This window comes from Klebsiella spallanzanii (assembly GCF_902158555.1).
GTDB classification, from domain to species: Bacteria; Pseudomonadota; Gammaproteobacteria; order Enterobacterales; family Enterobacteriaceae; genus Klebsiella; species Klebsiella spallanzanii.
Genome location: NZ_CABGGS010000046.1, coordinates 181,088 through 207,463, shown reverse-complemented (window position 1 = coordinate 207,463; position 26,376 = coordinate 181,088). Strand labels below are relative to the sequence as shown.

At 53.7% G+C, this 26,376-nt stretch carries 25 protein-coding genes and 1 CRISPR repeat array; of the genes, 6 read left to right on the top strand and 19 right to left on the bottom strand.

The genetic code is table 11. The annotated features are described in order from the left end of the window. Positions 1–95: 95 nt before the first annotated feature. The 12 genes from nlpD to cysG form a co-directional block, all read right to left on the bottom strand. Positions 96–1,226: a murein hydrolase activator NlpD gene (nlpD, locus tag FN082_RS27450; RefSeq protein WP_139539566.1), complete on the bottom strand. Its 1,131-nt coding sequence runs from the start codon at positions 1,224–1,226 to the stop codon at positions 96–98. Between the two features lie 122 nt (positions 1,227–1,348). Beyond that, positions 1,349–1,975 (bottom strand): protein-L-isoaspartate(D-aspartate) O-methyltransferase, encoded by a 627-nt coding sequence (locus FN082_RS27445; protein WP_139539567.1) that lies wholly within the window; start codon positions 1,973–1,975, stop codon positions 1,349–1,351. After that, positions 1,969–2,730, bottom strand: a complete 762-nt coding sequence (surE, locus tag FN082_RS27440; RefSeq protein WP_139539568.1) for a 5'/3'-nucleotidase SurE — start codon at positions 2,728–2,730, stop codon at positions 1,969–1,971. Before surE ends, FN082_RS27445 begins: the two co-directional genes overlap by 7 nt. Next, on the bottom strand, positions 2,711–3,760 hold the full coding sequence (gene truD / locus FN082_RS27435) for a tRNA pseudouridine(13) synthase TruD (RefSeq protein WP_139539569.1): 1,050 nt from the start codon (positions 3,758–3,760) through the stop codon (positions 2,711–2,713). The genes surE and truD overlap by 20 nt, the downstream gene beginning before the upstream one ends. After that, positions 3,757–4,236, bottom strand: coding sequence for a 2-C-methyl-D-erythritol 2,4-cyclodiphosphate synthase (ispF, locus tag FN082_RS27430; RefSeq protein ID WP_139539570.1), 480 nt, complete (start codon positions 4,234–4,236; stop codon positions 3,757–3,759). The genes truD and ispF overlap by 4 nt, the downstream gene beginning before the upstream one ends. Then, the gene (ispD, locus tag FN082_RS27425; protein WP_139539571.1) at positions 4,236–4,946 is read right to left on the bottom strand and encodes a 2-C-methyl-D-erythritol 4-phosphate cytidylyltransferase; all 711 of its coding nucleotides are present in this window, start codon (positions 4,944–4,946) and stop codon (positions 4,236–4,238) included. Before ispD ends, ispF begins: the two co-directional genes overlap by 1 nt. Before the next feature lie 19 nt (positions 4,947–4,965). Next, positions 4,966–5,283 carry a cell division protein FtsB gene (ftsB, locus tag FN082_RS27420; RefSeq protein ID WP_004104977.1) on the bottom strand — a complete coding sequence of 106 codons (318 nt, stop codon included), beginning with the start codon at positions 5,281–5,283 and terminating at the stop codon, positions 4,966–4,968. A 139-nt stretch (positions 5,284–5,422) separates the two neighbouring features. Further along, complete coding sequence (locus FN082_RS27415; RefSeq protein ID WP_139539572.1) at positions 5,423–5,749, bottom strand: DUF3561 family protein; 327 nt, start codon at positions 5,747–5,749, stop codon at positions 5,423–5,425. A 53-nt stretch (positions 5,750–5,802) separates the two neighbouring features. After that, entirely contained in the window at positions 5,803–6,408 is a 606-nt protein-coding gene (gene cysC / locus FN082_RS27410; RefSeq protein WP_139539573.1) for an adenylyl-sulfate kinase, read from the bottom strand. After that, positions 6,408–7,835 (bottom strand): sulfate adenylyltransferase subunit CysN, encoded by a 1,428-nt coding sequence (gene cysN / locus FN082_RS27405; protein WP_139539574.1) that lies wholly within the window; start codon positions 7,833–7,835, stop codon positions 6,408–6,410. The genes cysC and cysN overlap by 1 nt, the downstream gene beginning before the upstream one ends. Positions 7,836–7,844: 9 nt before the next feature. Further along, positions 7,845–8,753 carry a sulfate adenylyltransferase subunit CysD gene (gene cysD, locus FN082_RS27400; RefSeq protein WP_004104981.1) on the bottom strand — a complete coding sequence of 303 codons (909 nt, stop codon included), beginning with the start codon at positions 8,751–8,753 and terminating at the stop codon, positions 7,845–7,847. A 9-nt stretch (positions 8,754–8,762) separates the two neighbouring features. Further along, on the bottom strand, positions 8,763–10,169 hold the full coding sequence (gene cysG, locus FN082_RS27395) for a siroheme synthase CysG (RefSeq protein ID WP_185932171.1): 1,407 nt from the start codon (positions 10,167–10,169) through the stop codon (positions 8,763–8,765). A gap of 247 nt (positions 10,170–10,416) precedes the next feature. Between cysG and FN082_RS27390 the strand changes: the two genes are divergently transcribed. From FN082_RS27390 to FN082_RS27365, 6 genes are all read left to right on the top strand, one after another. Then, a complete protein-coding gene (locus FN082_RS27390) occupies positions 10,417–11,472 on the top strand; it encodes an aminopeptidase (protein WP_139539576.1) in 1,056 nt (351 codons plus the stop codon). Positions 11,473–11,507: 35 nt separating this feature from the next. Continuing rightward, the gene (locus FN082_RS27385; protein WP_139539577.1) at positions 11,508–12,695 is read left to right on the top strand and encodes a DUF3142 domain-containing protein; all 1,188 of its coding nucleotides are present in this window, start codon (positions 11,508–11,510) and stop codon (positions 12,693–12,695) included. After that, complete coding sequence (locus FN082_RS27380) at positions 12,682–14,727, top strand: hypothetical protein (RefSeq protein WP_139539578.1); 2,046 nt, start codon at positions 12,682–12,684, stop codon at positions 14,725–14,727. The genes FN082_RS27385 and FN082_RS27380 overlap by 14 nt, the downstream gene beginning before the upstream one ends. Positions 14,728–14,958: 231 nt before the next feature. Continuing rightward, complete coding sequence (locus FN082_RS27375) at positions 14,959–16,353, top strand: MFS transporter (RefSeq protein WP_142982723.1); 1,395 nt, start codon at positions 14,959–14,961, stop codon at positions 16,351–16,353. Continuing rightward, positions 16,350–18,113, top strand: coding sequence for a sulfatase (locus FN082_RS27370; RefSeq protein ID WP_139539580.1), 1,764 nt, complete (start codon positions 16,350–16,352; stop codon positions 18,111–18,113). The genes FN082_RS27375 and FN082_RS27370 overlap by 4 nt, the downstream gene beginning before the upstream one ends. A gap of 188 nt (positions 18,114–18,301) precedes the next feature. Next, on the top strand, positions 18,302–19,198 hold the full coding sequence (locus FN082_RS27365; RefSeq protein ID WP_139539581.1) for a LysR family transcriptional regulator: 897 nt from the start codon (positions 18,302–18,304) through the stop codon (positions 19,196–19,198). A gap of 221 nt (positions 19,199–19,419) precedes the next feature. Then, positions 19,420–20,364: a CRISPR direct-repeat array (repeat unit 29 nt; unit sequence CGGTTTATCCCCGCTGGCGCGGGGAACAC). Positions 20,365–20,460: 96 nt separating this feature from the next. On the opposite strand, the gene cas2e is transcribed toward FN082_RS27365, so the two are convergent. The 7 genes from cas2e to casA are packed head-to-tail and all read right to left on the bottom strand — an operon-like array spanning position 20,461 to position 26,236. Continuing rightward, positions 20,461–20,754: a type I-E CRISPR-associated endoribonuclease Cas2e gene (gene cas2e, locus FN082_RS27360; protein ID WP_142466889.1), complete on the bottom strand. Its 294-nt coding sequence runs from the start codon at positions 20,752–20,754 to the stop codon at positions 20,461–20,463. Then, on the bottom strand, positions 20,754–21,674 hold the full coding sequence (gene cas1e / locus FN082_RS27355) for a type I-E CRISPR-associated endonuclease Cas1e (RefSeq protein WP_142982722.1): 921 nt from the start codon (positions 21,672–21,674) through the stop codon (positions 20,754–20,756). The genes cas2e and cas1e overlap by 1 nt, the downstream gene beginning before the upstream one ends. Beyond that, complete coding sequence (cas6e, locus tag FN082_RS27350; RefSeq protein WP_142982721.1) at positions 21,671–22,321, bottom strand: type I-E CRISPR-associated protein Cas6/Cse3/CasE; 651 nt, start codon at positions 22,319–22,321, stop codon at positions 21,671–21,673. Before cas6e ends, cas1e begins: the two co-directional genes overlap by 4 nt. Then, positions 22,303–23,049 (bottom strand): type I-E CRISPR-associated protein Cas5/CasD, encoded by a 747-nt coding sequence (gene cas5e, locus FN082_RS27345; protein WP_142982720.1) that lies wholly within the window; start codon positions 23,047–23,049, stop codon positions 22,303–22,305. The genes cas6e and cas5e overlap by 19 nt, the downstream gene beginning before the upstream one ends. Before the next feature lie 9 nt (positions 23,050–23,058). Beyond that, positions 23,059–24,117 (bottom strand): type I-E CRISPR-associated protein Cas7/Cse4/CasC, encoded by a 1,059-nt coding sequence (gene cas7e, locus FN082_RS27340; protein WP_142982719.1) that lies wholly within the window; start codon positions 24,115–24,117, stop codon positions 23,059–23,061. An 11-nt stretch (positions 24,118–24,128) separates the two neighbouring features. Beyond that, positions 24,129–24,683: a type I-E CRISPR-associated protein Cse2/CasB gene (casB, locus tag FN082_RS27335; RefSeq protein ID WP_142982718.1), complete on the bottom strand. Its 555-nt coding sequence runs from the start codon at positions 24,681–24,683 to the stop codon at positions 24,129–24,131. Beyond that, positions 24,680–26,236, bottom strand: coding sequence for a type I-E CRISPR-associated protein Cse1/CasA (gene casA / locus FN082_RS27330; protein WP_142982717.1), 1,557 nt, complete (start codon positions 26,234–26,236; stop codon positions 24,680–24,682). The genes casB and casA overlap by 4 nt, the downstream gene beginning before the upstream one ends. Positions 26,237–26,376 lie beyond the last annotated feature (140 nt).

Sequence of the window (26,376 nt, the reverse complement as noted above, 5' to 3'; positions counted from 1 at the left end):
CCGGACGATAACCTTTTATGCCCCTGATAAAGAAGGCATTGCGGCCGCCCTGGCGCCTTTCTTCGTGATACTGAGCTTATCCGTACTTTGCCAAATTATCGCTGCGGTAAATACTGCAGCGGGTTGACGGATTTCCCCTTGTAACGAATTTCAAAATGTAAACGTGTCGAACTTGTACCTGTGCTACCCATGGTAGCGATTTTCTGCCCCGCTTTGATATCTTGTTGCTCTTTTACGAGCATCGTATCGTTATGAGCGTAGGCGCTCAGGTAATCATCGTTGTGTTTGATGATAATAAGATTACCGTAACCGCGCAGTGCGTTACCGGCATAGACGACGCGTCCATCTGCGGTCGCGACAATAGCCTGTCCTTTACTGCCTGCAATATCAATACCTTTATTGCCGCCTTCGGCACCACTAAAGTTCTCGATAACCTTGCCATCAGTCGGCCAGCGCCATGAAGAGATCGGCGAACTGGTTGACGTACTGCTTGCAGTCGATTGGGTTGTGCTGACAGCTGGAGCCGTAACTGGCGCGACGGTGGTCGTAGTCGCAGGCTTGTTATTCGGCAACATCTTATTAGCACTCTGTTCACCTGAAGATTCAGAATACGTAATAGTTGGTTGTGACGCAACCACCGCGGTGGATTTTTGTGCAGAATTTGCGGTCAGCATCCCACCGCTACTGGCCTTCACGCTGGCCTGGGCGACGGCGTTGTCACCGGTGATAGGCTGACCGGCAGCGTTGCCAACCTGCAGCGTCTGACCGACGTTCAGGCCATACGGTGCCGGGATATTATTGCGCTGCGCCAGGTCACGGAAGTCGTTCCCGGTAACCCATGCGATATAGAACAGTGTGTCACCGCGTTTAACGGTATAGGTGCTGCCGCCGGTATAGCTACCTTTCGGAATATCGCCATACTTACGGTTGTAAACAATTTTGCCGTTCACCGTTTGCACCGGCTCCTGGGCCATCGGCTGAATCTGGGTAGGCTGCGCCTGTACCGGTTGAGTTTGTACCGGGCGCGCCTGCGGAACGGTAGAGGTACCGGTTTTGGACGGCGGCGTAATCAGCATCCCGGAATTGGTGCTGGAAGATGAAGCCCCGCCAGCCGAACTAACCGGCGCAGGTGGATTGTTGGAACTGCTACAGCCTGCCAGCCAGAGTGACACCAGTGACAAAGCCGCAATGCGGCTTAAGGTAAATTTTGGGCTTCCCGCGCTCATTTATCCCCCAGGAATATGTTAACTGCCAATATCTTGCTCACCGGACGGTGCCCGGCCAGGACACGAAAAATGCGTCCACCCTATGCCTAAATACAGGCAAAAAAACCTGGAATAATCCGGGTTCAGGCCAACTCCCCTTTGACAAGGGGAACAAAGCGCACGGCTTCGACAGTATCAATCATAAACTCGTTGCCGTGTCGACGGATCCGCTTGAGAAACTGATGCTCCTCGCCTACCGGCAGCACCAGCACGCCGCCATCGTCCAGTTGCGCCAACAGTGCGACCGGAATTTCCGGCGGCGCTGCGGTGACGATAATCGCGTCGAACGGCGCGCGTGCCTGCCAACCCTGCCATCCATCGCCGTGACGGGTTGAAACATTATGTAAATCAAGTTGTTTCAGGCGGCGACGCGCATGCCATTGTAAACTCTTAATTCGCTCTACCGAGCAAACGTGATGCACCAGGTGCGCCAGAATCGCCGTCTGATAACCAGACCCGGTGCCTATTTCCAGCACCCTTGAGTCTGGCGTCAGCGTCAAAAGCTCGGTCATCCGCGCCACCATATAGGGCTGCGAGATGGTTTGCCCCTGGCCAATGGGCAATGCGGTGTTTTCCCAAGCCTTATGTTCAAAGGCTTCATCAACAAACTTTTCTCGCGGCACCTGCGCGATAGCGTTCAGCACGCGCTCGTCAACAATGCCCTGAGTGCGAAGCTGATTGAGAAGACTTTCAACACGTTTACTTACCATTGTGTATCGACTCCGACGCGATCCAACCAGCCACTAACGACCTCATGCGCGCTGTGGGCGGTTAAATCGACATGCAGCGGAGTGACGGAAACGTAGCCTTCATCCACGGCCGCAAAGTCGGTATCCGGCCCGGCATCGTACTTTTCGCCTGGCGGACCAATCCAGTACAACGTATTGCCGCGCGGATCTTTCTGCGGGATCACCTGATCGGAAGGATGGCGGCTACCGCAGCGAGTCACGCGGATACCTTTGATCTGCTCAAGAGGCAGATCCGGTACGTTGATATTGAGAATGCGCCCGGTGCGCAGCGGCTCGCGGCTTAAAGCTCGCAGAATCGAACAGGTGACCGCAGCGGCGGTGTCATAGTGCTGATAGCCGTTTAGCGAGACGGCCAGCGCCGGAAAGCCCAGGTGACGGCCTTCCATCGCGGCGGCAACGGTACCGGAATAGATAACGTCGTCACCGAGGTTGGGCCCGGCGTTAATACCGGAGACCACGATATCCGGTCGCGGGCGCATCAGGGCGTTGACGCCGAGATAAACGCAGTCCGTCGGCGTACCCATCTGCACGGCGATATCGCCATTATCGAAGGTAAAAGTGCGTAGCGAAGACTCCAGCGTCAGGGAATTTGACGCTCCGCTGCGGTTACGATCGGGTGCAACTATCTGAACCTCAGCGAATTCCCGTAAGGCTTTCGCCAGGGTCTGAATACCCGGCGCATGAATCCCGTCATCGTTACTCAGCAATATTCGCATAGTCACCCGTTGTATTGATAAGCTCCCTTACTACGCTGGTGGCGAAGCTGCCCGCTGGCAGCCAGAAACGCAGTTCAACGGTAACATCATCCCACCAGTTCCAGCTCATCTGCTGCGGGTAGAGCAGCATCGCCCGGCGAGCAGCCTCTACTTTTTCCCGCACCAGCAGCGCCTGTAGCTGCGTCTCTTCGGCCACAGCCGCCTGTTCGGCGGCCAGAGCATCCCGCTGGCTACCCCAGTCGCCGCTGCCCACAAGCGCAGCGGTGATCATCAGCTCGCGGCTATCAACCCGCGCCTGGAGATCCGTCAGTTCTTCAGCGGTCGCAACGAACCAGCTTCCGCGCCCCGCTAATTGTAGCGCATCGCCATCAACAACCTGATTAAATTCCGGTTTTTTTAATCTAATACCAACCTGTTGATTAAACAATGCGCTGCGGGCCGCAGACAACCAAAAACTACGTTTATTGCGATCGCGCACCGGCGCACCGCTCTCTGCCCAGCGCAGGGCACCTTGCAAATTGCTACCGCCGATACCAAAGCGCTGAGCGCCAAAATAGTTCGGAACGCCCTGATCAGCAATCGCCTGCAGGCGCTTTTCGACATCATCACGGGCGCTAACTTCGCGCAGCACCAGAGTGAACTGATTACCTTTCAGCGCCCCAAGGCGCAGCTTGCGTTTATGGCGCGCGTACTCCAGTACCTGGCAACCCTCGAGCTGAAATTTGCTCAGGTCAGGCATCTCTTTACCCGGCACTCTGGCGCACAGCCACTGTTCAGTCACCGCATGTTTATCTTTCTGCCCGGCAAAGCTCACTTCACGCGCATGAATTTTAAGGAATTTTGCCAGAGCTTCAGCAACAAAACGCGTATTACAGCCGTTTTTCAGAATCCGCACCAGCACGTGCTCGCCTTCACCGTCAGGCTCAAAGCCGAGATCCTCAACCACCACAAAGTCTTCCGGGTTCGCTTTTAGCAGCCCCTGAGCCAGTGGTTTTCCATGCAGATAAGTGAGTTCGTCAAACGCAATCATTTGTCAGCCTTACGCAATAGCGCCACCGCTTCACAAGCGATGCCTTCGCCGCGCCCGGTAAAGCCCAGCTTTTCGGTCGTCGTGGCTTTGACGTTAACGTCGTCCATATGGCAGCCGAGGTCTTCTGCAATAAAGACGCGCATCTGCGGGATGTGCGGCAGCATTTTCGGCGCCTGGGCAATGATAGTCACGTCGACGTTGCCCAGGGTATAACCTTTAGCCTGAATCCTACGCCACGCTTCGCGCAGCAGTTCGCGGCTATCGGCACCTTTAAAGGCCGGGTCAGTATCCGGGAACAGCTTGCCGATGTCGCCCAGAGCCGCTGCACCCAGCAGCGCATCGGTCAATGCATGCAGGGCGACGTCGCCGTCGGAATGCGCCAGCAGTCCTTTTTCATAAGGAACGCGTACGCCGCCAATAATAATTGGGCCTTCACCGCCAAAAGCGTGTACGTCAAAACCGTGTCCAATTCGCATTAAGCCTTCTCCTGGTGTCGGGAACGGGTAAGGTAAAATTCGGCCAGCGCCAGGTCTTCCGGGCGCGTCACTTTTATATTATCAGCTCGTCCGGCAACCAGTTCAGGATGGAAACCGCAGTACTCCAGCGCCGAGGCTTCATCGGTGATAGTCGCCCCTTCATTAAGCGCCCGCGTCAGACAGTCGACAAGCAGTTCACGAGGGAAAAATTGCGGCGTTAGCGCATGCCATAAATCGTTGCGCTCAACGGTATGGGCGATCGCCACTTTTCCCGGCTCCGCGCGCTTCATGGTATCGCGAACCGGAGCGGCCAGAATACCGCCCGTACGGCTGGTTTCACATAATTGAAGCAGGCGGCTGAGATCGTCCTGATGCAGACAGGGGCGCGCGGCATCGTGCACCAGCACCCAGTCGGCCTCACCAAGAACCTTCAGGCCCGCGAGGACGGAATCCGCGCGTTCCGTACCGCCATCAACGACGGTAATTTGGGGATGATTCGCCAGCGGCAGCTGGCTAAAGCGCACGTCGCCGGGGCTGACGGCAATCACCACTCGCTGAATACGCGAGTTCGCCAACAGCGCGGCAACCGCGTGTTCGAGAATCGTTTTGTTACCGATTGAGAGATATTGTTTTGGGCATTCCGTTTGCATGCGGCGGCCAAAACCGGCTGCCGGCACCACGGCGCAAACGCCCGGAAAAGTGGCTGCCATGTTGTAATCCTGGGCCTGTTTATCGATTATTCTGCTGTTGCCCCGCGGCCTGGTTGCGTTTTGACGCATCCGGCACCAGACGATAAAACGTTTCGCCCGGGCGGGTCATACTGAGTTCATTGCGCGCGCGCTCTTCGATAGCTTCCTGACCGCCGTTGAGGTCGTCAATTTCGGCGAACAGCTGATCGTTGCGTGCTTTTAATTTAGCGTTCGTTGCCTGCTGCGCGGAGACATCGTCATTAACCCGGCTATAGTCGTGAAGACCATTTTTGCCGAACCACAGCGAGTACTGTAGCCAGACCAGCAAAGCCAATAATAGCAGCGTTAATTTACCCATCCTGCCCCCTGAAAAACGGCATCATCATCCCATAACTCGCCTGAGTTCTCCACTCTGGCGCGCGGACGACGCCGCGTAACGCGGGGACTGTACCACATTTTTACCGTTGATACCCAGGCTAGATTCATTCGTAAAAGGACTACCCCAGTAGCCAGAGGAATAGCAGACCAAACATCAACCCGACGGTCAAAATCGTCGCACAGACGCTGTACTGAAGTTTGCCGTCCAACAGCGAATGCAGCGCGATGCCAACCACGACGGCAACCGGCATTAATGCCAGGAAGAATGGCCAGGTATAGAGGAGAAAAAATAGCGTGTTACTGCCATAGATCAGGAAGGGAATACCCAGCGCCAGCAGCCATGAAATAAAGCCCACGGCAGCGCCCGACAGAGACCAGGTGGTCTCGTCGCTGACTGCCGGTGGCGGTTCTGAACGAATAATACTGATGTTCTGGGTATTGCGCATATCGAATCCTGTTGACCTGGCGATCGGCATCCTTCGATGATGCCGCTGCCGTTTCAGGATCTGATAATATCGCTCTGTCGTAGCAGGTCTAATAGTTGGTGCACCAAATTTGTTACCAATTGTTCACCATCGAGGTGAATTTCAGGTGTCTCAGGGGATTCATACACTGAATCAATCCCGGTAAAGTTCCGCAATTCCCCGGCCCGCGCCTTCTTGTACAGACCTTTCGGATCCCGCGCTTCGCAGATGGCCAACGGCGTATCGACAAAGGCTTCGATAAAACGCCCTTCACCGACAAGCTCGCGCACCATTTGCCGCTCTGCACGATGCGGAGATATAAACGCCGTCAATACAACCAGCCCAGCATCGACCATCAGCTTCGCCACTTCCCCTACGCGGCGAATGTTTTCTTTGCGATCGTCATCGCTGAATCCCAGATCGCTGCACAGGCCGTGACGCACGTTATCGCCATCCAGCAACCAGGTGCTGACGCCGAGCCGATGCAGGGCCTCTTCCAGCGCGCCTGCAATCGTTGATTTTCCCGAACCGGAAAGTCCCGTAAACCAGACCACGGCACCTTTATGCCCATGCAGCGCTTCACGATCTTCACGTGTTACCGTATGGGCATGCCAGACGACGTTTTCATCATGACGAGCCATTACTGACCTCCCAGCAGATCGCGAGCGCCCCAGTGCGGGAAGTGCTTGCGAACAAGCTGGTTCAGCTCAAGCTCAAACGCGCCGTACTGCGAAGCGCCCGCCTGCGCCTGTTCATTAGGCTCGCGCACCAGCCCGGCACCTACGGTAACGTTGGTCAGACGGTCGATAAAGATAAGGCCCCCGGTCACCGGGTTATCCTGGTATTTATCCAGCACCAGCGGTTCGTCAAAAGTCAGATCCACCAGGCCAATACCGTTCAGCGGCAGCGCGTCCACTTCACGCTGGGTCAGGTTGTTGATATCCACCTGATAGCGAACGCCATCAACGCGGGCGCGGGTTTTCTTACCGGCGATTTTAATGTCGTAGCTTTGGCCTGGGGTCAGCGCCTGCTCCGCCATCCACACCACATCAACGCTAGCGCTTTGTACCGCAGGCAGGGAAACGGCTGCATCAACCAGCAGGTCACCGCGGCTGATATCAATTTCGTCCTTCAGCACAATCGTAATCGCTTCTCCGGCCGCCGCTTCCGGCAGGTCGCCATCAAAGGTAACGATGCGCGCAACGGTGGACTCTACGCCCGACGGCAGCACCTTAAGACGTTGCCCAACGGTCACGCTGCCGGAGGCTACCGTACCGGAAAAACCGCGGAAATCGAGGTTCGGGCGGTTGACGTACTGCACCGGGAAGCGCAGCGGCTGGCTTTCCACCACGCGCTGAATTTCAACGGTTTCCAGCACTTCGAGCAGCGTCGGGCCGCTATACCACGGCATTTTATCGCTCTGGCTGGCAACGTTATCCCCTTCCAGCGCTGAAAGCGGTACAAAGCGAATATCCAGATCGCCAGGCAACTGTTGCGCGAAAGTCAGGTACTCTTCACGAATAGTGTTAAAAGTCTCTTCGCTAAAATCAACGAGATCCATTTTGTTCACCGCCACCACCAGGTGCTTGATCCCCAGCAGCGTCGAGATAAAGCTGTGGCGGCGAGTCTGATCCAGGACGCCTTTACGCGCGTCGATCAGCAGGATCGCCAGTTCACAGGTAGATGCGCCGGTCGCCATATTACGGGTGTACTGCTCGTGCCCCGGGGTATCGGCGATGATGAACTTGCGCTTCTCGGTAGAGAAATAGCGATAGGCGACATCGATAGTGATGCCCTGTTCGCGCTCGGCCTGCAGACCATCCACCAGCAGCGCCAGATCCAGCTTCTCGCCCTGGGTACCGTGACGTTTGCTGTCGTTATGCAATGAGGAGAGCTGGTCTTCATAAATCTGACGAGTATCGTGCAGCAGTCGGCCAATCAGGGTACTTTTGCCGTCATCGACGCTACCGCAGGTCAGAAAGCGCAGCAGGCTTTTGTGCTGCTGGGCGTGCAGGTACGCTTCTACGCCGCCTTCATCGGCAATTTGTTGTGCAATAGTGGTATTCATGGCGGCTCCTTAGAAATAACCCTGACGTTTCTTCAGCTCCATGGAGCCTGCCTGGTCGCGGTCAATAACGCGCCCTTGTCGTTCGCTGGTCGTCGAAACCAGCATCTCTTCAATGATCTCTGGCAGCGTTTGCGCGTTGGATTCTACCGCGCCGGTCAGCGGCCAGCAGCCGAGGGTACGGAAGCGCACCATCTGTTTCTTGATCATCTCGCCTGGCTGTAAATTAATGCGATCGTCGTCGATCATCATCAGCATACCGTCGCGCTCCAGCACCGGGCGCTCAGCCGCCAGGTACAGCGGAACGATTTCAATATTTTCCAGGTAGATGTACTGCCAGATGTCCAGCTCGGTCCAGTTGGAGAGCGGGAATACGCGGATGCTTTCGCCTTTGTTAATCTGGCCGTTATAGTTGTGCCACAGCTCCGGGCGCTGGTTTTTCGGATCCCAGCGGTGGAAGCGGTCGCGGAAGGAGTAGATACGCTCTTTGGCGCGGGATTTCTCTTCATCACGACGCGCGCCGCCGAACGCGGCATCAAAGCCGTATTTGTTCAGCGCCTGCTTAAGGCCTTCGGTTTTCATGATATCGGTATGCTTGGCGCTGCCGTGCACGAACGGGTTAATACCCATCGCCACCCCTTCCGGGTTTTTATGCACCAGCAGTTCGCAACCGTAGGCTTTGGCGGTACGATCGCGGAACTCATACATCTCGCGGAATTTCCAGCCGGTATCAACGTGCAGCAGCGGGAACGGCAGGGTTCCGGGATAAAACGCTTTACGCGCCAGATGCAGCATCACGCTGGAGTCTTTACCGATGGAGTACATCATCACCGGGTTAGAAAATTCGGCGGCCACCTCACGAATGATATGGATGCTTTCCGCCTCCAGTTGCCGCAGGTGAGTGAGTCGTTTTTGGTCCATAACCGTTCCTTAAGCCAGATTTACCACAGAAGAGTTAAACCCCTCTGCTGTCGTTGTGTGTTGAAACCAGGCGAGCTGTTGATGTAATTGCACCACTTCGCCCACCACCAGCAGTGCGGGCATCGGGGCGTCTTTCGCCAGATTTTCGAGTTGTTGTAATGTGCCGGTCCTGGTGTGCTGATCGGCACGAGTACCGCGCGAGATCACCGCCACCGGAGTATCGCGGTCACGACCATTGGCGATCAGCTGAGCGCTAATTTCCGCCGCCTTCAGGCTGCCCATATAAATCGCCAGGGTCTGACCGCTTTGCGCCAGCCGTGCCCAGTCGAGCGGAGAGTTTTCCGCGCCGAAGTGCCCGGTAATAAAGGTTACGCTCTGGGCATAATCGCGATGCGTGAGCGGGATACCGGCGTAAGCCGTGGCGCCAGCCGCTGCCGTAACGCCCGGGACTACCTGAAAGGGAATGCCCGCTTCAGCTGCGGCCTGCAGCTCTTCACCGCCGCGGCCAAAAATGAACGGGTCGCCGCCTTTGAGACGAACCACCGTGTTGCCCGCTTTTGCCGCTTCGATCAGCAAGCGGTTGATTTCCTGCTGCGGTACGGATACCCCAGCGGCGCTTTTGCCAACGCAGACGGTCTGCGCATCGCGGCGTACCAGCTCGCGCACTTCCGGGGTGACCAGGTTGTCGTAAAACACCACGTCCGCCTGCTGAAGCGCCTGTAAGCCGCGCAAAGTCAGCAGTCCAGCATCGCCCGGCCCTGCCCCAACAAGAATAATTTCACCAGGACGTTTTTCCGGCTGCTTGAGTTCATCTTCCAGCGCCCTTTCCGCCTCGGCTTTGTTGCCTGCCAGCATCAGGCTGGCAAAACGCCCGGTAAACACGCGCTCCCAAAAGCGGCGGCGTTCGGCAGTGGTTTTCAGATGGGTTTTAATATGGTGACGCCAGTAGCTCGCCGTTTCAGCCAGCCGCCCCAGGTTGGTTGGCAGAAGCGCCTCAATTTTTTCCCGTAAAATACGCGACAGCACCGGCGCTTTGCCGCTGGACGAGATAGCCACCAGCAGCGGAGAGCGGTCGACGATTGAGGGAAAGACAAACGAGCACAACGCTTGATTATCAACAACATTGACTAGCCGATAGCGCGCGTTTGCTGCGGCAAAAACGCGCTGATTGAGTTCATCATCTTCAGTCGCGGCAATCACCAGGAAAACGTCATCGAGCTGCCGCTCTTCAAACATGCTGGCGCGCCACTGAACTTCCTGACGCTCAACCTTCTCAGCAAGTTCTGGAATCAGCGCGTCGGCAACAATCTGCACCTTTGCTTCAGCGCGCAGCAAAAATGTAATCTTGCGAGCGGCAATCTCACCGCCGCCGATAACCAGTACGGGTCTGTCTTTCAATTCGGCAAATATCGGCAAGTAGTCCACTACGCAACAACTCTCTTACAATCAGCAATAGAGCGACTATAGGGTGCGGTTTAGAGCAAATGAAATTACGAAATGGAATGAGTTGTTACTCAAAAGAATAACGCCATGGGAAAGCTAATATCAAAAAGTGCTTAACACGCGGTTTTTCCGCCATTTAAGAGCGATTGAAATTGTTTAACCAGGGTCACAGTTTCATACTGTGCGGGTAAAATTGTTTTTAAGTGCTTAAGGACCCCCTATGTTTTCCGCATTGTGCCATCGCCTGCTTCCCCTGGCGTTGGGCGCAGGTTTGATCTTCTCCGCTGCCCCAGCAATGAGCGCCCTGGGCGACACCGCCAATGTGCAAGCTCGTCATATCGCCACCTTTTTTCCCGGAAGAATGACCGGTTCGCCCGCCGAAATGCTGTCGGCTGATTATCTGCGCCAGCAGTTCACGCAAATGGGCTATAAGAGCGATATCCGCAGTTTTAATACGCGTTATATTTATACCAACAACGATAAACGCAAAAACTGGCAAAACGTCACCGGTAGCACGGTTATCGCCGCGCATGAGGGGAAAAACCGCCAGCAGATTATTATTATGGCCCATCTCGATACCTATGCGCCGCAAACCGATACCGATGTGGAGAATAGCCTCGGCGGCCTTACCCTGCAGGGTATCGATGACAACGCTCTCGGTCTGGGAGTGATGCTGGAACTTGCTGAGCAGTTAAAGAACGTGCCTACCCATTATGGTATTCGCTTTGTTGCTACCAGCGGCGAAGAAGAAGGTCGCCTTGGCGCGCAGAATATGCTCAAACGGATGAGCGATGCAGAAAAGAAAAACACCCTGCTGGTGATTAATCTCGATAACCTGGTGGTGGGCGATAAGCTCTACTTTAATAGCGGGCGCAGCACGCCTGCTTCGGTGCGCAAGCTCACTCGTGACCGCGCGCTTGCTATCGCCCGCAGCAAAGGCATTATTGCCTCCAGCAACCCCGGTCTGAATCCTGATTACCCAAAAGGGACCAGCTGCTGCAATGATGCCAGCGTGTTTGATGAAGCCGGGATCCCGGTATTATCCGTCGAAGCCACTAACTGGTCGCTGGGGCGCAAAGATGGCTACCAGCAACGGGCTAAATCCCGTTCGTTCCCGGAAGGTACCAGTTGGCACAACGTTCAACTGGATAACCAACAGTATATTGATAAAGCCCTGCCGGGCCGCATTGCCCAGCGCAGCCGCGATGTCATGAAAATTATGCTGCCGCTGGTCAAAGAACTGGCGAAGGCGGAGAAGAAGCCCATCTCAAAATAGGCTAACGATAAAGCCCGGCCACAAGGACTGTCGCCATGATGCACTTTCGTTTTTTAATACTGTTGTTTCTGTTACTGGCTGCCAGCGCAGGCTCCATCGCCGACAGTCAGGTGTATATCTGGCAGCGCGTCTGGAACGATGGGCATAAAGCGGCGCTACGCCAGAGCCACGGGCTGTTTTCCACCCTCCGCGTGCTGGGTCTACAAATTCACCCGCGTGAGGGAGCGCGTATTGCTCGTGTCGATACGCTCTTGTTGCAACAGGATGGTCGCCCGGTATGGCTGGTTGTCCGTCTGGACGGCAGCCTGGCGCAGCTTGATGCGGCGGCGATTTTGCCACAAATTCAAAGCATCATCGCCCGCTGGCGCAGCGCTGGCGTTAACCTCACGGCAATAGAAATTGATTACGATGCACCTACTTCGCGGCTCGCAGACTACCAGCACCTGCTGACGTCATTACGCCAGGCGCTGCCTTCTGACGTGACGCTCAGTATCACCGCGCTGCCAACCTGGCTCTCTTCACCTCAGCTTCCTGCCCTGCTGGCCGCGGTCGATAGCTCCGTGCTACAGCTGCACAGCGTACTGTCGCCGCAGCAGGGGTTGTTTGACCCGACGCTGGCCCTGCGCTGGAGCAGGCTATATGCGCAGATCTCTGCGCATCCGTTTTACCTGGCGCTACCGGCCTATGGTTCCGCGCTGATTTCCGCTCCCGGACAATCTGCCCTGGTGGAAAGCGAGTCGCCGCTGGGCATCGTGGGTGAGAAGCAGGAGCTTAGCGTCGCGCCGCAGCAAATCGACGCCTTTACCCGCGCACTCGAAGAACTACCGCCTGTAAATTTTGCCGGGATCGTCTGGTTCCGCCTGCCGCTGGATAGCGATAGTCGCGCCTGGTCGCTCGGTACGCTGGAAGCGGTCATTCGCCATCAGCCATTAACCACAAGCTGGCAATGGCTGGCGCTTCCCGATAAAGCCAGCGCCAACACTGAGTCCACACTCTACGAACTGGCGATTAAAAATTCGGGCCATATTGACACCCCGCTCCCGGAAAAAATCACGCTACAGGCGGAAGATTGCCTGGCCGCCGACGGTGCGGGCAGCTATCGCTTTGCTGAACAGACATTTTATCTGACCTCCCCGGCGTTGCTACGCGCCGGGAAAGCACGCACCATCGGCTGGGCAAGATGCCCGTCACCACCACAAGGAGAGTTTCATGTTAGCCCGTAAATTACCGCTGGCCACCTTCCTGACGGTCGCGCTGGTCGCCGCTGACAGCTATGCCTGCGGGCCGTTTTTCCCCAACTATTTGCTGGAAAACCGTAACGCTAATCTGCTTTATTTGCCGGAAGGAAGTTTTGATTTAGAGAGCAGCCGCCTGGTGCCAACCGACCCGCGCCTTCCACAATGGCGCGATACGTCTGACGATAAGCCTTCCGCCCCCTCAGCACAGGACGTTCTGCTTAAGGAAATCCGCGCCAGCGGCTCGGTTGAAGCAGCGGAAAAGATGGCAGCCGACCTGCCAATCGCGAGCCGCCTGTACGTACTCGGCGCCGTTGCATTTTCCACTTACGATAGCCGGGCGCGTGATTATTTTCGCCAGGTTCTCGCGCTGCCCGCAGAACAGCAGGGCCGATGGGGGCTAAAGTCGCGCTACTCGCTGGCCCGCGATTTAATGGGGGATTATCCTGCGCCTCGCTCTGAGAGCGGATATCCGCTGTCCAGCAAAGATAATTCTCACGGTAACGAGCAGGAGCTGCGTGAAGCTTTCGAGCTTTATCAGCAAATTATCGACGCTGTACGCAATGGACAAGAAGACCCGGAACAGCTCTCGCTGGCAAGCCTCGGTCAGCAAGGACGCATCAAACACTGGCAGAGCGAACCGCTTGCCGCAGCCCACCTCTACGCCCAGCAGGCGGCTCAGGGTTCGCCCACCGGCAGCCTCTCTTTACGTTACACCGCCGACATTCTGAGCCATCCTGAAAACGAGAATTTCCTGCAGCCAGGCATTGATGATCCGGTTATTCAGCAACTGCTTATTGCCAGTTTTTTCACTCGCTCTTCCAACTCTTTATACGAGCCAGAACCCAGGCCCTATGATGAGAAAGAGATCAAAAATTACCATGATGCGCTGATAGCGAAGCTGGCGCAGAAGGTCAATCACGACATGCCCGGCAGCGATCGTCTTATCGCCCTCGCCTACCGTAATGGTCAGTACCCTCTGGTGACGCTAATGCTGAAAAATGCCAAAGAGAATGGGCTGACCTCGTGGGTACAAGCCAAAATGGCGCTGCGGGCTGGCGATGTTAAAGCGGCAACGGCATGGTATGCAAAAGCCGCCGCGTCTTTCCCGGCAAACGAAGCGTGGGGTTCACCACAGCCGGATAATAATGAAATTGTCGGCGATGAGTTTGTTATTCCGTCCTGCCGGATTAATGCCGAACAGGCGATACTGGCGCTGGATCGCAACGATTATCTGGAAGCAATGCGTCTGATGTACAAGGCCAAAGAGAGCTACTGGCCGGATTTAGCGCACATTGCCGAACAGGTGCTAACGCTTAAAGAGCTCACCGCGTTCGTGGATAAATATGTCCCCGCCCCCGCGCCTTCTTTGCTCAGTCAGCAGGAAAATGCTGAACGCTATAGCGCTGACGCCAGGTTACGCACCCTTCTCGCTCGCCGCCTGATGCGCGCAGGCCAGTATCAAAAGGCGCTGACTTATTTTGCCCTTGCGGAGAATCGTGATGCCGCGCAGGCGTTTATCAATACCCTGGCGAAAAACGGGCCAAAAACAGCTCAGGCGAAGGCATGGTGGCAGGCCGCACAAATCCTGCGTTATCAGGGGATGGAATTGACGGGCTATGAGATGGCGCCGGATTTTGCGCTCTATGAGGGCTGGTATTCATGGCCGTATTACAGCTGGGGTCCGGAAGCTGATCCAACCATCAAATCATGGATTAGCGCCGGTGAGCGCCATCGCGTGCTGTTATCCCAGCCAAAGAAGTATAATTTCTTTATGCATTATCGCTGGCAGGCGGTAAAACTTGCTGAAAAATCCGCCGATCTGTTGCCACGTAAATCACAGGCCTATGCCGCCGTGCTGTGCAATGCGACGAGCTGGATATGGGCTCAGGACCCGGCATCGGTAAAACGCCTTTATAAGCGTTATGTTAAAAACGGCGCGCCGTTCCCATGGGCGGAAAACTTTGGTCAAAATTGCCCGGAGCCGAACTTTGCCACACTGGGAGGCGTAATAAATTAAAAAAAACGGTGCTTGATAACCTGGGACAGTTCACATTTTTGGACATTCATCAAGCACCATTATCCCTCAGAAAAATCGATATTTATCTGTTTTTACAACATTATCCCACTCAGCCTGTTACGGATATAGGTTTATTCTATACATCCATTTAATAATTCAATTATCAGCGGAATGATCCCCCGGAGATACTGTGGTTTATAAGGAAATAACCGCAGAGGAAAAAATGAAAAGATGAAAAAACTCAGAACAGCAGATCGTCTCGCTTATGCGATTGGCGGCGGATTCTCATCGAATTTAGGTTTTTACGTAATGCTTATTTTTTTCATTACGTTTGCCACTGATATTTATGGCATTAACCCAGTGACTGTAGGGGTTATTACGCTAGTATCTCGTCTTATCGATACATTTACTGATCCGCTAATGGGTGCTATTGGTGACCGAACCAAAACACGCTTTGGAAAGTATCGATTCTGGGTGATGATGAGCGCCCCTTTTGTTGGCATCACTACCTGGATGGTTTTTGCATCCCCCGAACTGAGCGGTATAACAAAAATCATCTATATGTATGCTGCTTACATTTTATATTCGATTATATCTACTGCCGCAAATATCCCTTATCACTCTCTGACCGCGTATTTAACGAATGACGTAAAGGAACGTTCAAATATTGTTCTCATTAAGCAGTTCACCGGTTTGCTGACGCAGTTTATTGTTAGCGCTGGCGGCGTGTATATTCTTGAAAGCTACAGCCGAACCCATGACAGCGCCGGACGTGTGATCATTGATACATCCGGCTATCAGGTACTGGGGATAGTATTTGGCCTGTTGATTACATTTGGCTTTTGGGTTTGCGCATGGGGAGCCAGGAATAACGATACCCGGGAACGGCTTGTGCAGGAAGAGACAGCAGAATCGTTCTCCTCGAAAGGGGTATTCAGCCAGATGGCGCTGGCATTTAAGAGCCGCTCCCTTATTTCACTTGCCGTGATGTCGGTCGCCAATACCCTGGTGCTGGCCATGTCATCCGGGATTACCGTTCAATTTTTCACCTATGTACTTGGTGACGCCAGCTATGTCAAAACCAGCGCGCTATTTAATGTGTGCTTTGGGGCCGCCGCCTACTTACTGGTCAAAATACTGGTGACGCTGTATGGCAATAAAAGAAGTTTCATTTATATGTGCATACTGACGATCTTGTCCTCGGTGGTGTTATATATCACCTTCAGTACCTCAGCCCCTCTCTATGTCATGATCATGCTGGGATTGATTATGTGCTTCACGCAAGGAGCGTCGCTATTAACCTGGATGATGGTGACAGATTGTGCGGATGAAATTCAGTGGCAAACTAAGAAAAATGCGGCAGGCATTGCCTCATCCACGTTAACTTTTTCCAATAAATTTGGCTCGGCCATTGGAGCATTTATCCTTGGTTATACGCTTAACGCCATCGATTACGCCCCTGGTGCTATATCCCAGAGTGCTGAAACAATTAGCGGTCTGGCTTTTTTAATGATTGTGACGCCGATCATCGGCAAGGTAATAGCCTTACTGAGCATGTATTTTTACCCGCTTAATAACCGTTATCACCAGCAGATTGTATTAGAGCTGAACAAGGAAATAAAATGAAAGCTGTTGTCCTGATGTTTGATACGCTGAGCAGAAATAAACTACCGAATTATAATCCGAATATCAGCGGGCTGCCTAATTTTCGCCGATTGGGGGAGCATACCGTCAGATTCGATAATTTTTACGTTGGCTCCATGCCCTGTATGCCTGCACGCCGCGACCTGCATACCGGCAGACTGAATTTTCTGCATCGCAGCTGGGGGCCACTGGAGCCTTTTGATGATTCTGTATTTGAAATACTGAAGAAAAACGGTATCTATTCCCATTTAATTACCGATCATCAGCATTACTGGGAAGACGGCGGCGCGACATACCATAACCGCTATAATAGCTATGAATTTATTCGTGGTCAGGAAGGTGACTTGTGGAAAGCGAAACTGGGGTTTCGCGGAGAAGAACACCTGGATTCGTGGCAAAAGGCAGAGCCTCTGCGCCGCAATATGATCCGCCACGATCGGATAAACCGCAGTTATATGGTAGAAGAACAAGATTATCCTCAGGCACGGTGCTACCAGGCGGGTCTGGAATTTCTTGCAGAAAACCATGAGCAGGACAACTGGTTGTTACAGCTCGAAAGCTTCGATCCTCATGAACCCTTTTTTGTTCCCGAGCGGTTTAAACGCATGGTGGATCCAGATCTGGTGAACAATCCTGATGACTGGCCGGAATATAGCTCAACGGAGAGGATCAATAATCCAAATAAGATAATCGCCGGGGAAAAACACTATCAGGCCCTGATGATGATGTGTGATGAATATTTGGGTAAGGTGCTGGATTTCTTTGATAAACACGACATGTGGCGAGACACTCTGCTCATTGTAAATACCGATCATGGCTTTATGTTCGGAGAGAAAGAATGGTCAGGTAAAAGCGTTATGCCCGTCTATAACGAAATTGCACATGTGCCTTTTTTCATCTGGGATCCCCACAGCCAGCGGGCCAATGAAAGCCATAATACGCTCGCCCAAATGCACGATGTCACTGTGACGCTACTTGATGCATTCGGAATTGAAAAAACGCCGCAGATGACAGGCCAGTCGCTGCTACCTGCGCTGGCGCATAATACAACGATCAAAACAGAAGCCATATTTGGCTATTTTGGCGCGCACGTCTCCATCACCGATGGAAGATATGTATATATGCGCGGCAGCCATACACCGGAAAATACCCCGCTGTATGAATATACGCTGATGCCAACACGTATGCGTCGCATGTTTAATGATACTGAATTGCAGGATGCCGCCCTGCACCCAGGTTTTGCATTTACGCGCAATATACCGCTGTTGAAATTGCCAGGCTCTGCCGGATTTTACAGTTCATATGCTCATGGCAACCTGCTGTTTGATTTATGGCAGGATAAAGATCAGGAGCATCCGCTGTACAACCCCGAACTGGAAGCCGCCTTTATCCGCAAGCTATCACAGGCGCTTTCCGAGGCTGAGGCCCCTAATGATGAATGGCTTCGTCTGGGGATCCCAACGGATATGGCCCGGATAACCGAAGCATGGGTTATAAATGAACAGCAGCAACGAACGCAATGCATGGAGCACATTCTGGGGCCGCTTCACCGTGTGAAGATGCACCCTGATACCAGAACATTGTTGCTGGAAATCGCCGCCAGCCCGCATGGAAAGGATTTTATTCAAATGCTGGCTGAGTCCTGCGAAAGCGAGTACCTCAGCCGCCAGTATGTCGTCAAATTTTATGAAAATGGCGCGTTCAACACTGCGCTGCGCGCGCTGTTTAATAAACCTTACTGATATAGCCTGCCCCCTTACTCTGCTTACGATAAGGGGGTTTTACTGACGGAAGACGAATAACCCCCGGCACTCCGGTTCGCTCTCGCCCAAAGCATATATTTACATCTCGCAACCGTTAAATGCTATTTGCTGTGACAATACAAAGTATGCTGAATGGAGAGAATATTACATGAAAATAGATAAAAATTATGCATTTACATAAGTTAATTCACCAGTTCAAGGTGCTGGTCGATAAAAAAACGTTTACGTCTGCCGCCGAAGCCCTGTGCATTTCGCAACCCACTTTGACGCAGAATATACAGCGGCTTGAATCCGCACTGGAAGTCTCTTTGCTGGTCAGGGAAGGGAAAAATCTATCATTGACGGTGTATGGCGAACATCTTTATCAACATGGCTGTGTGCTGGATAGAAGTTACCGGCAGGCCATGATGGATCTCGACGCACTAAAGCGTAGTCGTCGTTATACTCTGGTACTGGAATGCGGCCACGCGTGGAGCCACGGGGTACTGTTCAGCCTGATGCAGAGCTATATGCAGGCTTATCCTGATGTAAGAATAGCGATCAGAAATAGTAACAGCATGCTGGGTCAACAGCATTTGCTGAAAGGAGAGTGCGACCTGGCGTTAGGTGCCATCCCGTCACCAAAAGCGCGGATATCCTCTATTCATTATTTACCTATATTTTCCACTCGTTTCATGCTTTTTTGCGCGCCGGAACATCCTCTGACCGGGGCCCTACGCATCGGTACCGCGCAACTAAATGAGTACAACTGGATTGTGCTGAAGCATGAATATGAAGAAGGAGGAACCGATGACCCCCTACTATGTACTATCGCGCCTGAGCGGGTTCGATTTGAGGTGTATTCGGTTTCTACCGCGATTACGCTTGCGAAGCAAAACTGCTGTTTACTGGCGCTTCCCCTGCAGTTGAAACAGGAAGCCCAGGGACGAGGATTAGTCGCGCTGGATATCACCGAGGCTTTTACAACATTTCAAACAGGCATAATGTATATCGATGACGTATTGAAATATCCGCATAAAAAAGCCTTTATCGACACGCTTATCTCATCCCAGGATCGTTTTTAATTGGCTCAAAAATTGAACTTACAAATTCACGACAGTCATTAGATTGAGGGTTTTGAGTCAGGATTGTCCTCGTTGCACGGGGAACACATATTGCCAGGCATCTCACGTGTTATTAGTATACTGAACGGCAGACGCTGGTACGTTTAACGGTAAAATCGGTGCCTCAGGGCATATATGTGGGTTCGACCCCCACCCGGCGTCTGTTTTTTAGATTGCCCTCTCTGTTTATCCCCGCTGGCGCGGGGAACACTCGATAATCGAGTCAGGGTTCTCGCGTATGAGCGGTTTATCCCCGCTAGCGCGGGGAATACGCTGACAGGTCGATGAAATCACCGATTTTTGACGGTTTATCCCCGCTAGCGCGGGGAACACGCTTTACTCGTCTGCGAGTCGCACCATTCCGCCGGTTTATCCCCGCTGGCGCGGGGAACACTTGACGCAAACCAGGCGTGGACAATCGGCATTCGGTTTATCCCCGCTGGCGCGGGGAACACGTTGGGGGTTCGACGCGCAGGCTCTGGTGCTGGCGGTTTATCCCCGCTGGTGCGGGGAACACGCGCCGACGATTCGTAAGCGGTTCTTTATGGTCGGTTTATCCCCGCTGGCGCGGGGAACACCCCGGTTATCGAGGTCAACGAGCCCTACGAAGCGGTTTATCCCCGCTGGCGCGGGGAACACTTGTATGAATCAATGAAAGACTCGGCAGAGGACGGTTTATCCCCGCTGGCGCGGGGAACACACCAGCATCAATGCGCACTTTCGTAGCGATGCCGGTTTATCCCCGCTGGCGCGGGGAACACATATCCGACAGAAGGTGATTACATCATGAAATCGGTTTATCCCCGCTGGCGCGGGGAACACTATTTAGGGTATTTAGTAATGTACCCTGAGAGCGGTTTATCCCCGCTGGCGCGGGGAACACGTAACGCTGATAGCGTCGTATTTGTGATAGTCCGGTTTATCCCCGCTGGCGCGGGGAACACTATCGAGGCGCAATAGCAATCGAGCAATTTCGCGGTTTATCCCCGCTGGCGCGGGGAACACGGCGATCCGGTTGGGCTGGCGGTTCGCGGTGGCGGTTTATCCCCGCTGGCGCGGGGAACACGCAAAGGCGACCGGCGGCGACGTGTTGACCACCGGTTTATCCCCGCTGGCGCGGGGAACACACTAAACATATCTATCTGTTTTATATTACAATTTTTAGCAAGAAACAATCTACCAACTTATAACCAACAATTCCTCTTTATTAAAGAACGTGTAACTTACTGATTTTCAACGGGAAGAAAAGAAACCAATCGCAGTCCATCCAAATCTACCGGAATACGTCGATTTTCACCCCAAGTTTGGAATTCAAAACCGGACTCTGTATTCGTAGCCCAAGCCATCACAGCGTTTCCGACGCCTGCCAATTGTGTAATTTGCTGCCAGATCATCTCCCGTACACGTTTTGAGATATCACCAACATACACACCAGCTCGAATCTCCAGTAACCAGACGGCAAGGCGGCCCCGCAGACGCGGCGGTACATTTTCCGTAACTACAACCACCATACTCATTAGCCATGCCCCCGATGACCGCTATCCCCCAGTGATTCAGGCTCCGGTATCGCTGGCGGCAGCATATCCGGCGCAGGCTGAGGCGGTTCAATCTCTCCGGCTGCAAGCACCTCTTCAATAAGTGGGATAAGTTTTCCGGTCAATTTTGAACTGCGAAAAATATCACGGCAGGCCAGGCGCACTTCTTTATCCGGCTCCGCAGGGTGACGAGCGGCGATCTCAAATGCTTTGGGCACCACAGATTCAAATTTGATGATATCGGCAATGTCGTAAACAAAAGAAAGTGGTTTACCACTATGGATAAAACCAATAGCAGGCGCATAGCCCGCCGCCAGAACAGCCGCTTCTGAAATCCCGTACAGGCACGATGTCGCCGCACTAATACATCGGTTGACAACATCCCCCTTCTCCCAGTCTTTCGGATCGTAGTTACGGCCGTGCCACTTCACACCATACTGTTTCGCTAGCAATGCATAAGTCGCCCGCACACGAGAACCTTCAATACCGCGCAGTTGCTCAATGGAACGGCGAGCTGGCGGTGGCTCTCGAAAACGCAACTCATACATTTTACGTACTACTTTCAGCCGCAAATCATCATCCAACGCCAGCTTTGCCTGGTAGAGCAGCTTATCGGCCCGTGCGCCGCCGGGCTGCCCGGAGGAATAAACCCGCACTCCCGCTTCGCCTACCCACACCAGCAGCGTTCCTACCGTCGATGCCAGACGCACCGCGGCATGAGAAACGCGCGTTCCCGGCTCAAACATAATGCAGGCGACTGAGCCAATCGGGATATGAGTCCGGATCCCGGTTTTATCGATCAACACAAATGCTCCATCCAGCACGTCAATTTGACCGTACTGGAGGAAGATCATCGACGTTCGATCTTTTAACGGGATAGGATTGAGCGGTACAAACGTCACTCACCATCTCCAGGTTTAATCAACATCAATCCACAGCCGAAAGCCCGACTTTTACCGTATCCCTGGGCCAGACGTTGCAGGAACAACCCGGGATCGTTAACCACCAGCACGCCAGAAAAATCCACGCTGCTGAACTGGATTAGCTGGCGAGATTTTGCACGCACAACCTGCTGCTGGCGATAGGCATCCACATTCACTTCACGCAGTGAAAACCCATTTTGCTCACCCTGACGCACCAGCCAGTCCTGCGCCACCTGCTGCTGATGCTGCCAGATATCCGGGCCATTAACCTGGCCCCTAACCTGGCGCTTCGCTTCCATCAACAGATCGTGACGTTTACCGGCCTTACATATGGTTGGATTAGCGCGCAGGCTAAAACGCAAGGTCTGCCCTGTGCTCAGGGTTGGTGCAAACGGTCGGTATTGAATATCAAAAATCTCACTTTCAGCAGGAGGCTCAAGGGAAAGAACAAAAAAACGAAACGCCCCCTGAAGCTCCTCCCGGCGATAAAGAAACTGCCGCTCCTGCCCACCGGGAAATAACTCCCAGAGCCACTGGTGCATCACATATTCACCGCGATCCACCAGTTGTAATAGCTGTGATGGTGAAAGCTGACTGGTATGCAGCGTTATTTTTGCGAGGTACACGGTTCCTCCTTGATGAGCAGCGGTCCTTGATTAACGGTACGCTCGCCAAACGTCCACTGCCGACGGCTTATCGGCCTATCGCGACGACGTAAGACTTTATGAGCATTCAGACCGTCATGCTCGCCTTCCCACCAGCACTCAGGTTGCAGTTCCGCCAGTCGGATATTTATCTTGTTGAACTTCTCCCGATACTGTCGATACGACTCGTTCAGCACATCCGGTGCAGTACCCTCCAGCAACAACGGCGCAAGTGGCAAAGCCAGCGGGTGACTTTTTCGCCCCAGATACAGAGGAAAAACAGGGCGCAGTAATGCATCTCGCAGTTGCTCCAACGAATAAGGCGCATCCATCGTTTGCGTAAGCGCCACCATCCACCAGGCATCGGTGTAATAGTCCCGCCGGGAGATCAGCGCGCTGAGCAGTTCTGGATCGCTCAGCTCTTCTCGACGGCTGAAGTAACGCGCTTTACGCACCTCTTTCGGCATCTGGACCGTATGATAATCTCGCGCCCAGCGCGGGTCCTGACTGGCGCACAGCAGAAAAGAGTAATGCTGATTGAACTCGTTCAAGCGCGCTTCTTCATCACGCCGGATACCCAGCGCTGCGGCCAGGAAACCCAGCAGAGCCGAACGCGAGGGTAGCTCATGGCTATGGCGCACTTCGCCGGGCGCATCTACGCCCCAGGAGGCCATCGGCCCGTGAAGCTGAAAAACCAGATATTGGCTCATAGCCGCCCCTTACGCGCAGATAAAGTCCAGCACGTTCTTCATGCTTCCCTTCCCGCTCACAACATCAAAATCAACGGATTGCGTTTGCTGTTCATAAACCTTATTCATATTTTCACGCAGCTCAGTGATACGTTTTACGGCAACATCAAGCTGGTTAGTGCCGTTGATCGGATTGTAAAATGCTGCCGCCAGCGAACGCGGTTGGTCGGTGCCTTTTTCCGCCAGCGTCCAGGACGCATAGGCTCGGCTGGCGAAGCTGTTTTGCTTGCCGGTTGGCGAGACTTTCAGCGCTGCTTCGGTGAAGGCGCGCAGCGTTTTATTCGCCAGCTCCTCATTACCACCCAGATTTTTCACCAGCAGGTCTTTGTCGATGCAGATATAGGTGTAAAACAGCGCAGAGCCGAATCCGGCTTCGCCGAGGTGTCCGGCACCGGCATCTTCTAGCGAAGTCTTACGAAGATCATCAACAGCGGTAAAGAAATCGTCTTCTACGATCGTTTCGCTAACACCAAACGCATGCGCGACCTGGCAGGCAGCTTCAACGTTGAAATCCGGCTTATTGGCCAGCATGCGGCCAAACATGGCGATATCGACGGCCATACGGTCGCGACGTAATAAAGCGAGTTCTTCTTCTTTCGGCGCGCGTTTTTCTTCCGCCAGACGCTGCGCCAGCACTTTTACCGCCTCGAACTCTGCCGGGCTGATATGTACCAGTTGTTCAGTTTCAGCGTTGGTCAGCACATCTTTCGCTTTCTTATCCGCTTTTACTTTACCAAAGCAATTGGCGATGCTTTCTACCCACTCAACCGCTTTTTTCGGTTCAATACCTTTTTCGATCAGAATATTCGCCGCCTCACGAGCAATACGTCCGCTACGGATACCAATATTTCCCGCCAGAGCCTGTTCAAAAAGTTCAGAAGTGCGCCATGCGCGCTTCAGGCTTTGCGAAGAAACGCGCAAACGCGTCGCGCCGCCGAGCACAACGGTTTTCGGCGAGCCGGTGTCGTCGCGGTTCAGGTTAGCGGCCGGATAAGCGGTCAGTAAATGCAGCTGAATAAATGTGGTCATCGGATAGTCCCTTATTGATTGTCGTTGTTGGCTTCACCGGCCTGGTAATATTCCAGCGCCCAGCGGATACGGATAAATTCTTCAGGCCGCTGCAGGCGGCGAATATGATTAAGCAGCTCGTCGTGTTCACGGCACCAGCGGAAGACGTCGTCTGCCAGAGAAGGAAGATTCACCGCGCCATTAAGCAACCGAATGGCGCGCAGCAGCTGGCGCAGCAGTTCGTCAGGCGTTTTCACCGCTGACAGTCTGGAAAAGCGCAGTTCGGACATAACCTGGTTATTGCCGGTCATTTGGCCTAGCTGGGCAGCAAACTTCTGTCGTTCATCAATAGATTTAACGTGTGCGGCCAGAGCCGCCGTGATCGCGAGGGCGGTAAAACGCCACTCCTCGTTTTTACTTTTCCATAAGGTGTGAGTCTGCATCAGCAGGGAACGAAATCCCTCCGACAGGCAGGCTTCATTCACCGTTTTGCTACGCCGCAGGCTGGCGCGCAGGCCGCGTTTTTCCTGCAACTCTTCATGCCATCGACGCAGCGTCGCCTTATGGTCGTCCTTTACAATATTCATTCAGCAGCCTCCTGCTTTTTCGCTTTGGCGGCTTTTGCGCTCTGCTTCTCCGCCGATTTGGTGAAATATTTTTTACGCGCCAGCATGATGCGTTTGAGATCGACGCCCTCATAAGGGTTGGTAAAAACGTGGTCATCAAAGTAGCTGCGAGTAAACAGCCAGATGTTCGTTTGCCACTGGTTCAGCCTTTCGTCTGCGTTCTGGCCGTTTTCAAGATCGCGAATAAGCTTAAGAAAGCGTCCCTGCGTCAGATGCCAGAAATCGATATCAATAAAGCTGAAGTCGCCGCGCGCGCCTTTGGCATCGAAAAACCAGGCCTCTTTTAACGCGCTGCGCAGCAGGCTGAGGTTGCGCGATGCCGTTAGTGCCGCCGTGCGTAGTTCGGGGATAATATTTTCGGTTAATAGCAGCGGAAAATGATGCTCATACCAGCAGCGGGCTTTCATATTGTCGAAATCGTAGCCAAAGCCCCACAGCCCAACTTTTACCTCCTTAAGGCTGCGCGCACCGGCCGTTTGGACGACTAACGCCGGATATTCGGTGTTATTTTCCGAAGCGCCTTTCTGATTTAAACCCAGCCAGTCGCGCCAGATAAGGCCACCGGGCTGCGGCTTAACTGAATAACGCTCGCTGCCCTCCTTCAGAGGCAGACGGTAAGGCGTTAACGGATGCATCCAGCCCTCATAGTTGACGCCGTAGTTCTTCACGGTCATTCCGCTAAGTAGCTCATCACTTTCGCTTTCACAGAGATCGCAGCGGCCTGAATGAGTCACGTCAAAATCGATGCGAACGCGTCGCGGCATCCCCCAATAGGCCTGAAGTGGATTCACCTGCTCTGGTGTAGTGATGGCATTTGCAAGCTCGCTGGTGCGCGTAGGGGCCAGCCACGGGAAAATCGTTTGATCATACCTTTCTGGCACAGGCATTCCGGCGCTATCCTGCGGCATAACGTTGAGCCACAGCTTGCGCCACAGCGGCGTTTGCCGGTTGCCCTGGTATTCCTGCAATTCAATAAGCGTGGTCATCGGCCCGCCGCCGCGCAGTCCAGTGCGGTAACCTTTGCCGCCCGATGGAGCATTAAGCTGCAACGAAAATAACGCCAACGCCGCGCAGTGCGGGCAAAACCGCTCCGTGACGCCACGCTTAACAAAATGATCTTTATTAAACTTAGTGGTTTGCGCGCCGGGGATTTCTGGTAGCAGAGAGGCGATAGAAACCTTCTCTCCGCTTAGCTGCTCGAAATCCTGCATAAAAGAAGGCGTATCTGCGCCAAACTGGAAAGCAGGTTCCAACGGTTCCAACACTCGCTGAAGCGCATCTGCATCCAATCCCTCCACCCAGATATCATCCCAGCGAGAATGGTTTTTCGGCGCAATACTGCATTGCAACAGACCCAGCAGAAACTGCCAGGCTGCGCCCTGCAAATCTGCCCGTGCGGCGGCGATATCTACCACGTTTTCATCCGCCAGGTTGACGGGGGCCAGCTTGCCCGTGGAACCGTCTTTAAAACGCACGGGGAGCCAGGGGGTAGTCAGTAAATTTATCGGAAACATACCTTTTCCTTGTCTGATGCACCATCCCTGGCGCAAAAGTGTTCCTTTCAGCGTTAACGAACTGACAGTTGAAAACTCACTGACAGTTTATTGCCTAACCGAATCATCAACCGACAGAACAAGCGTTTGTACCGGTTTGG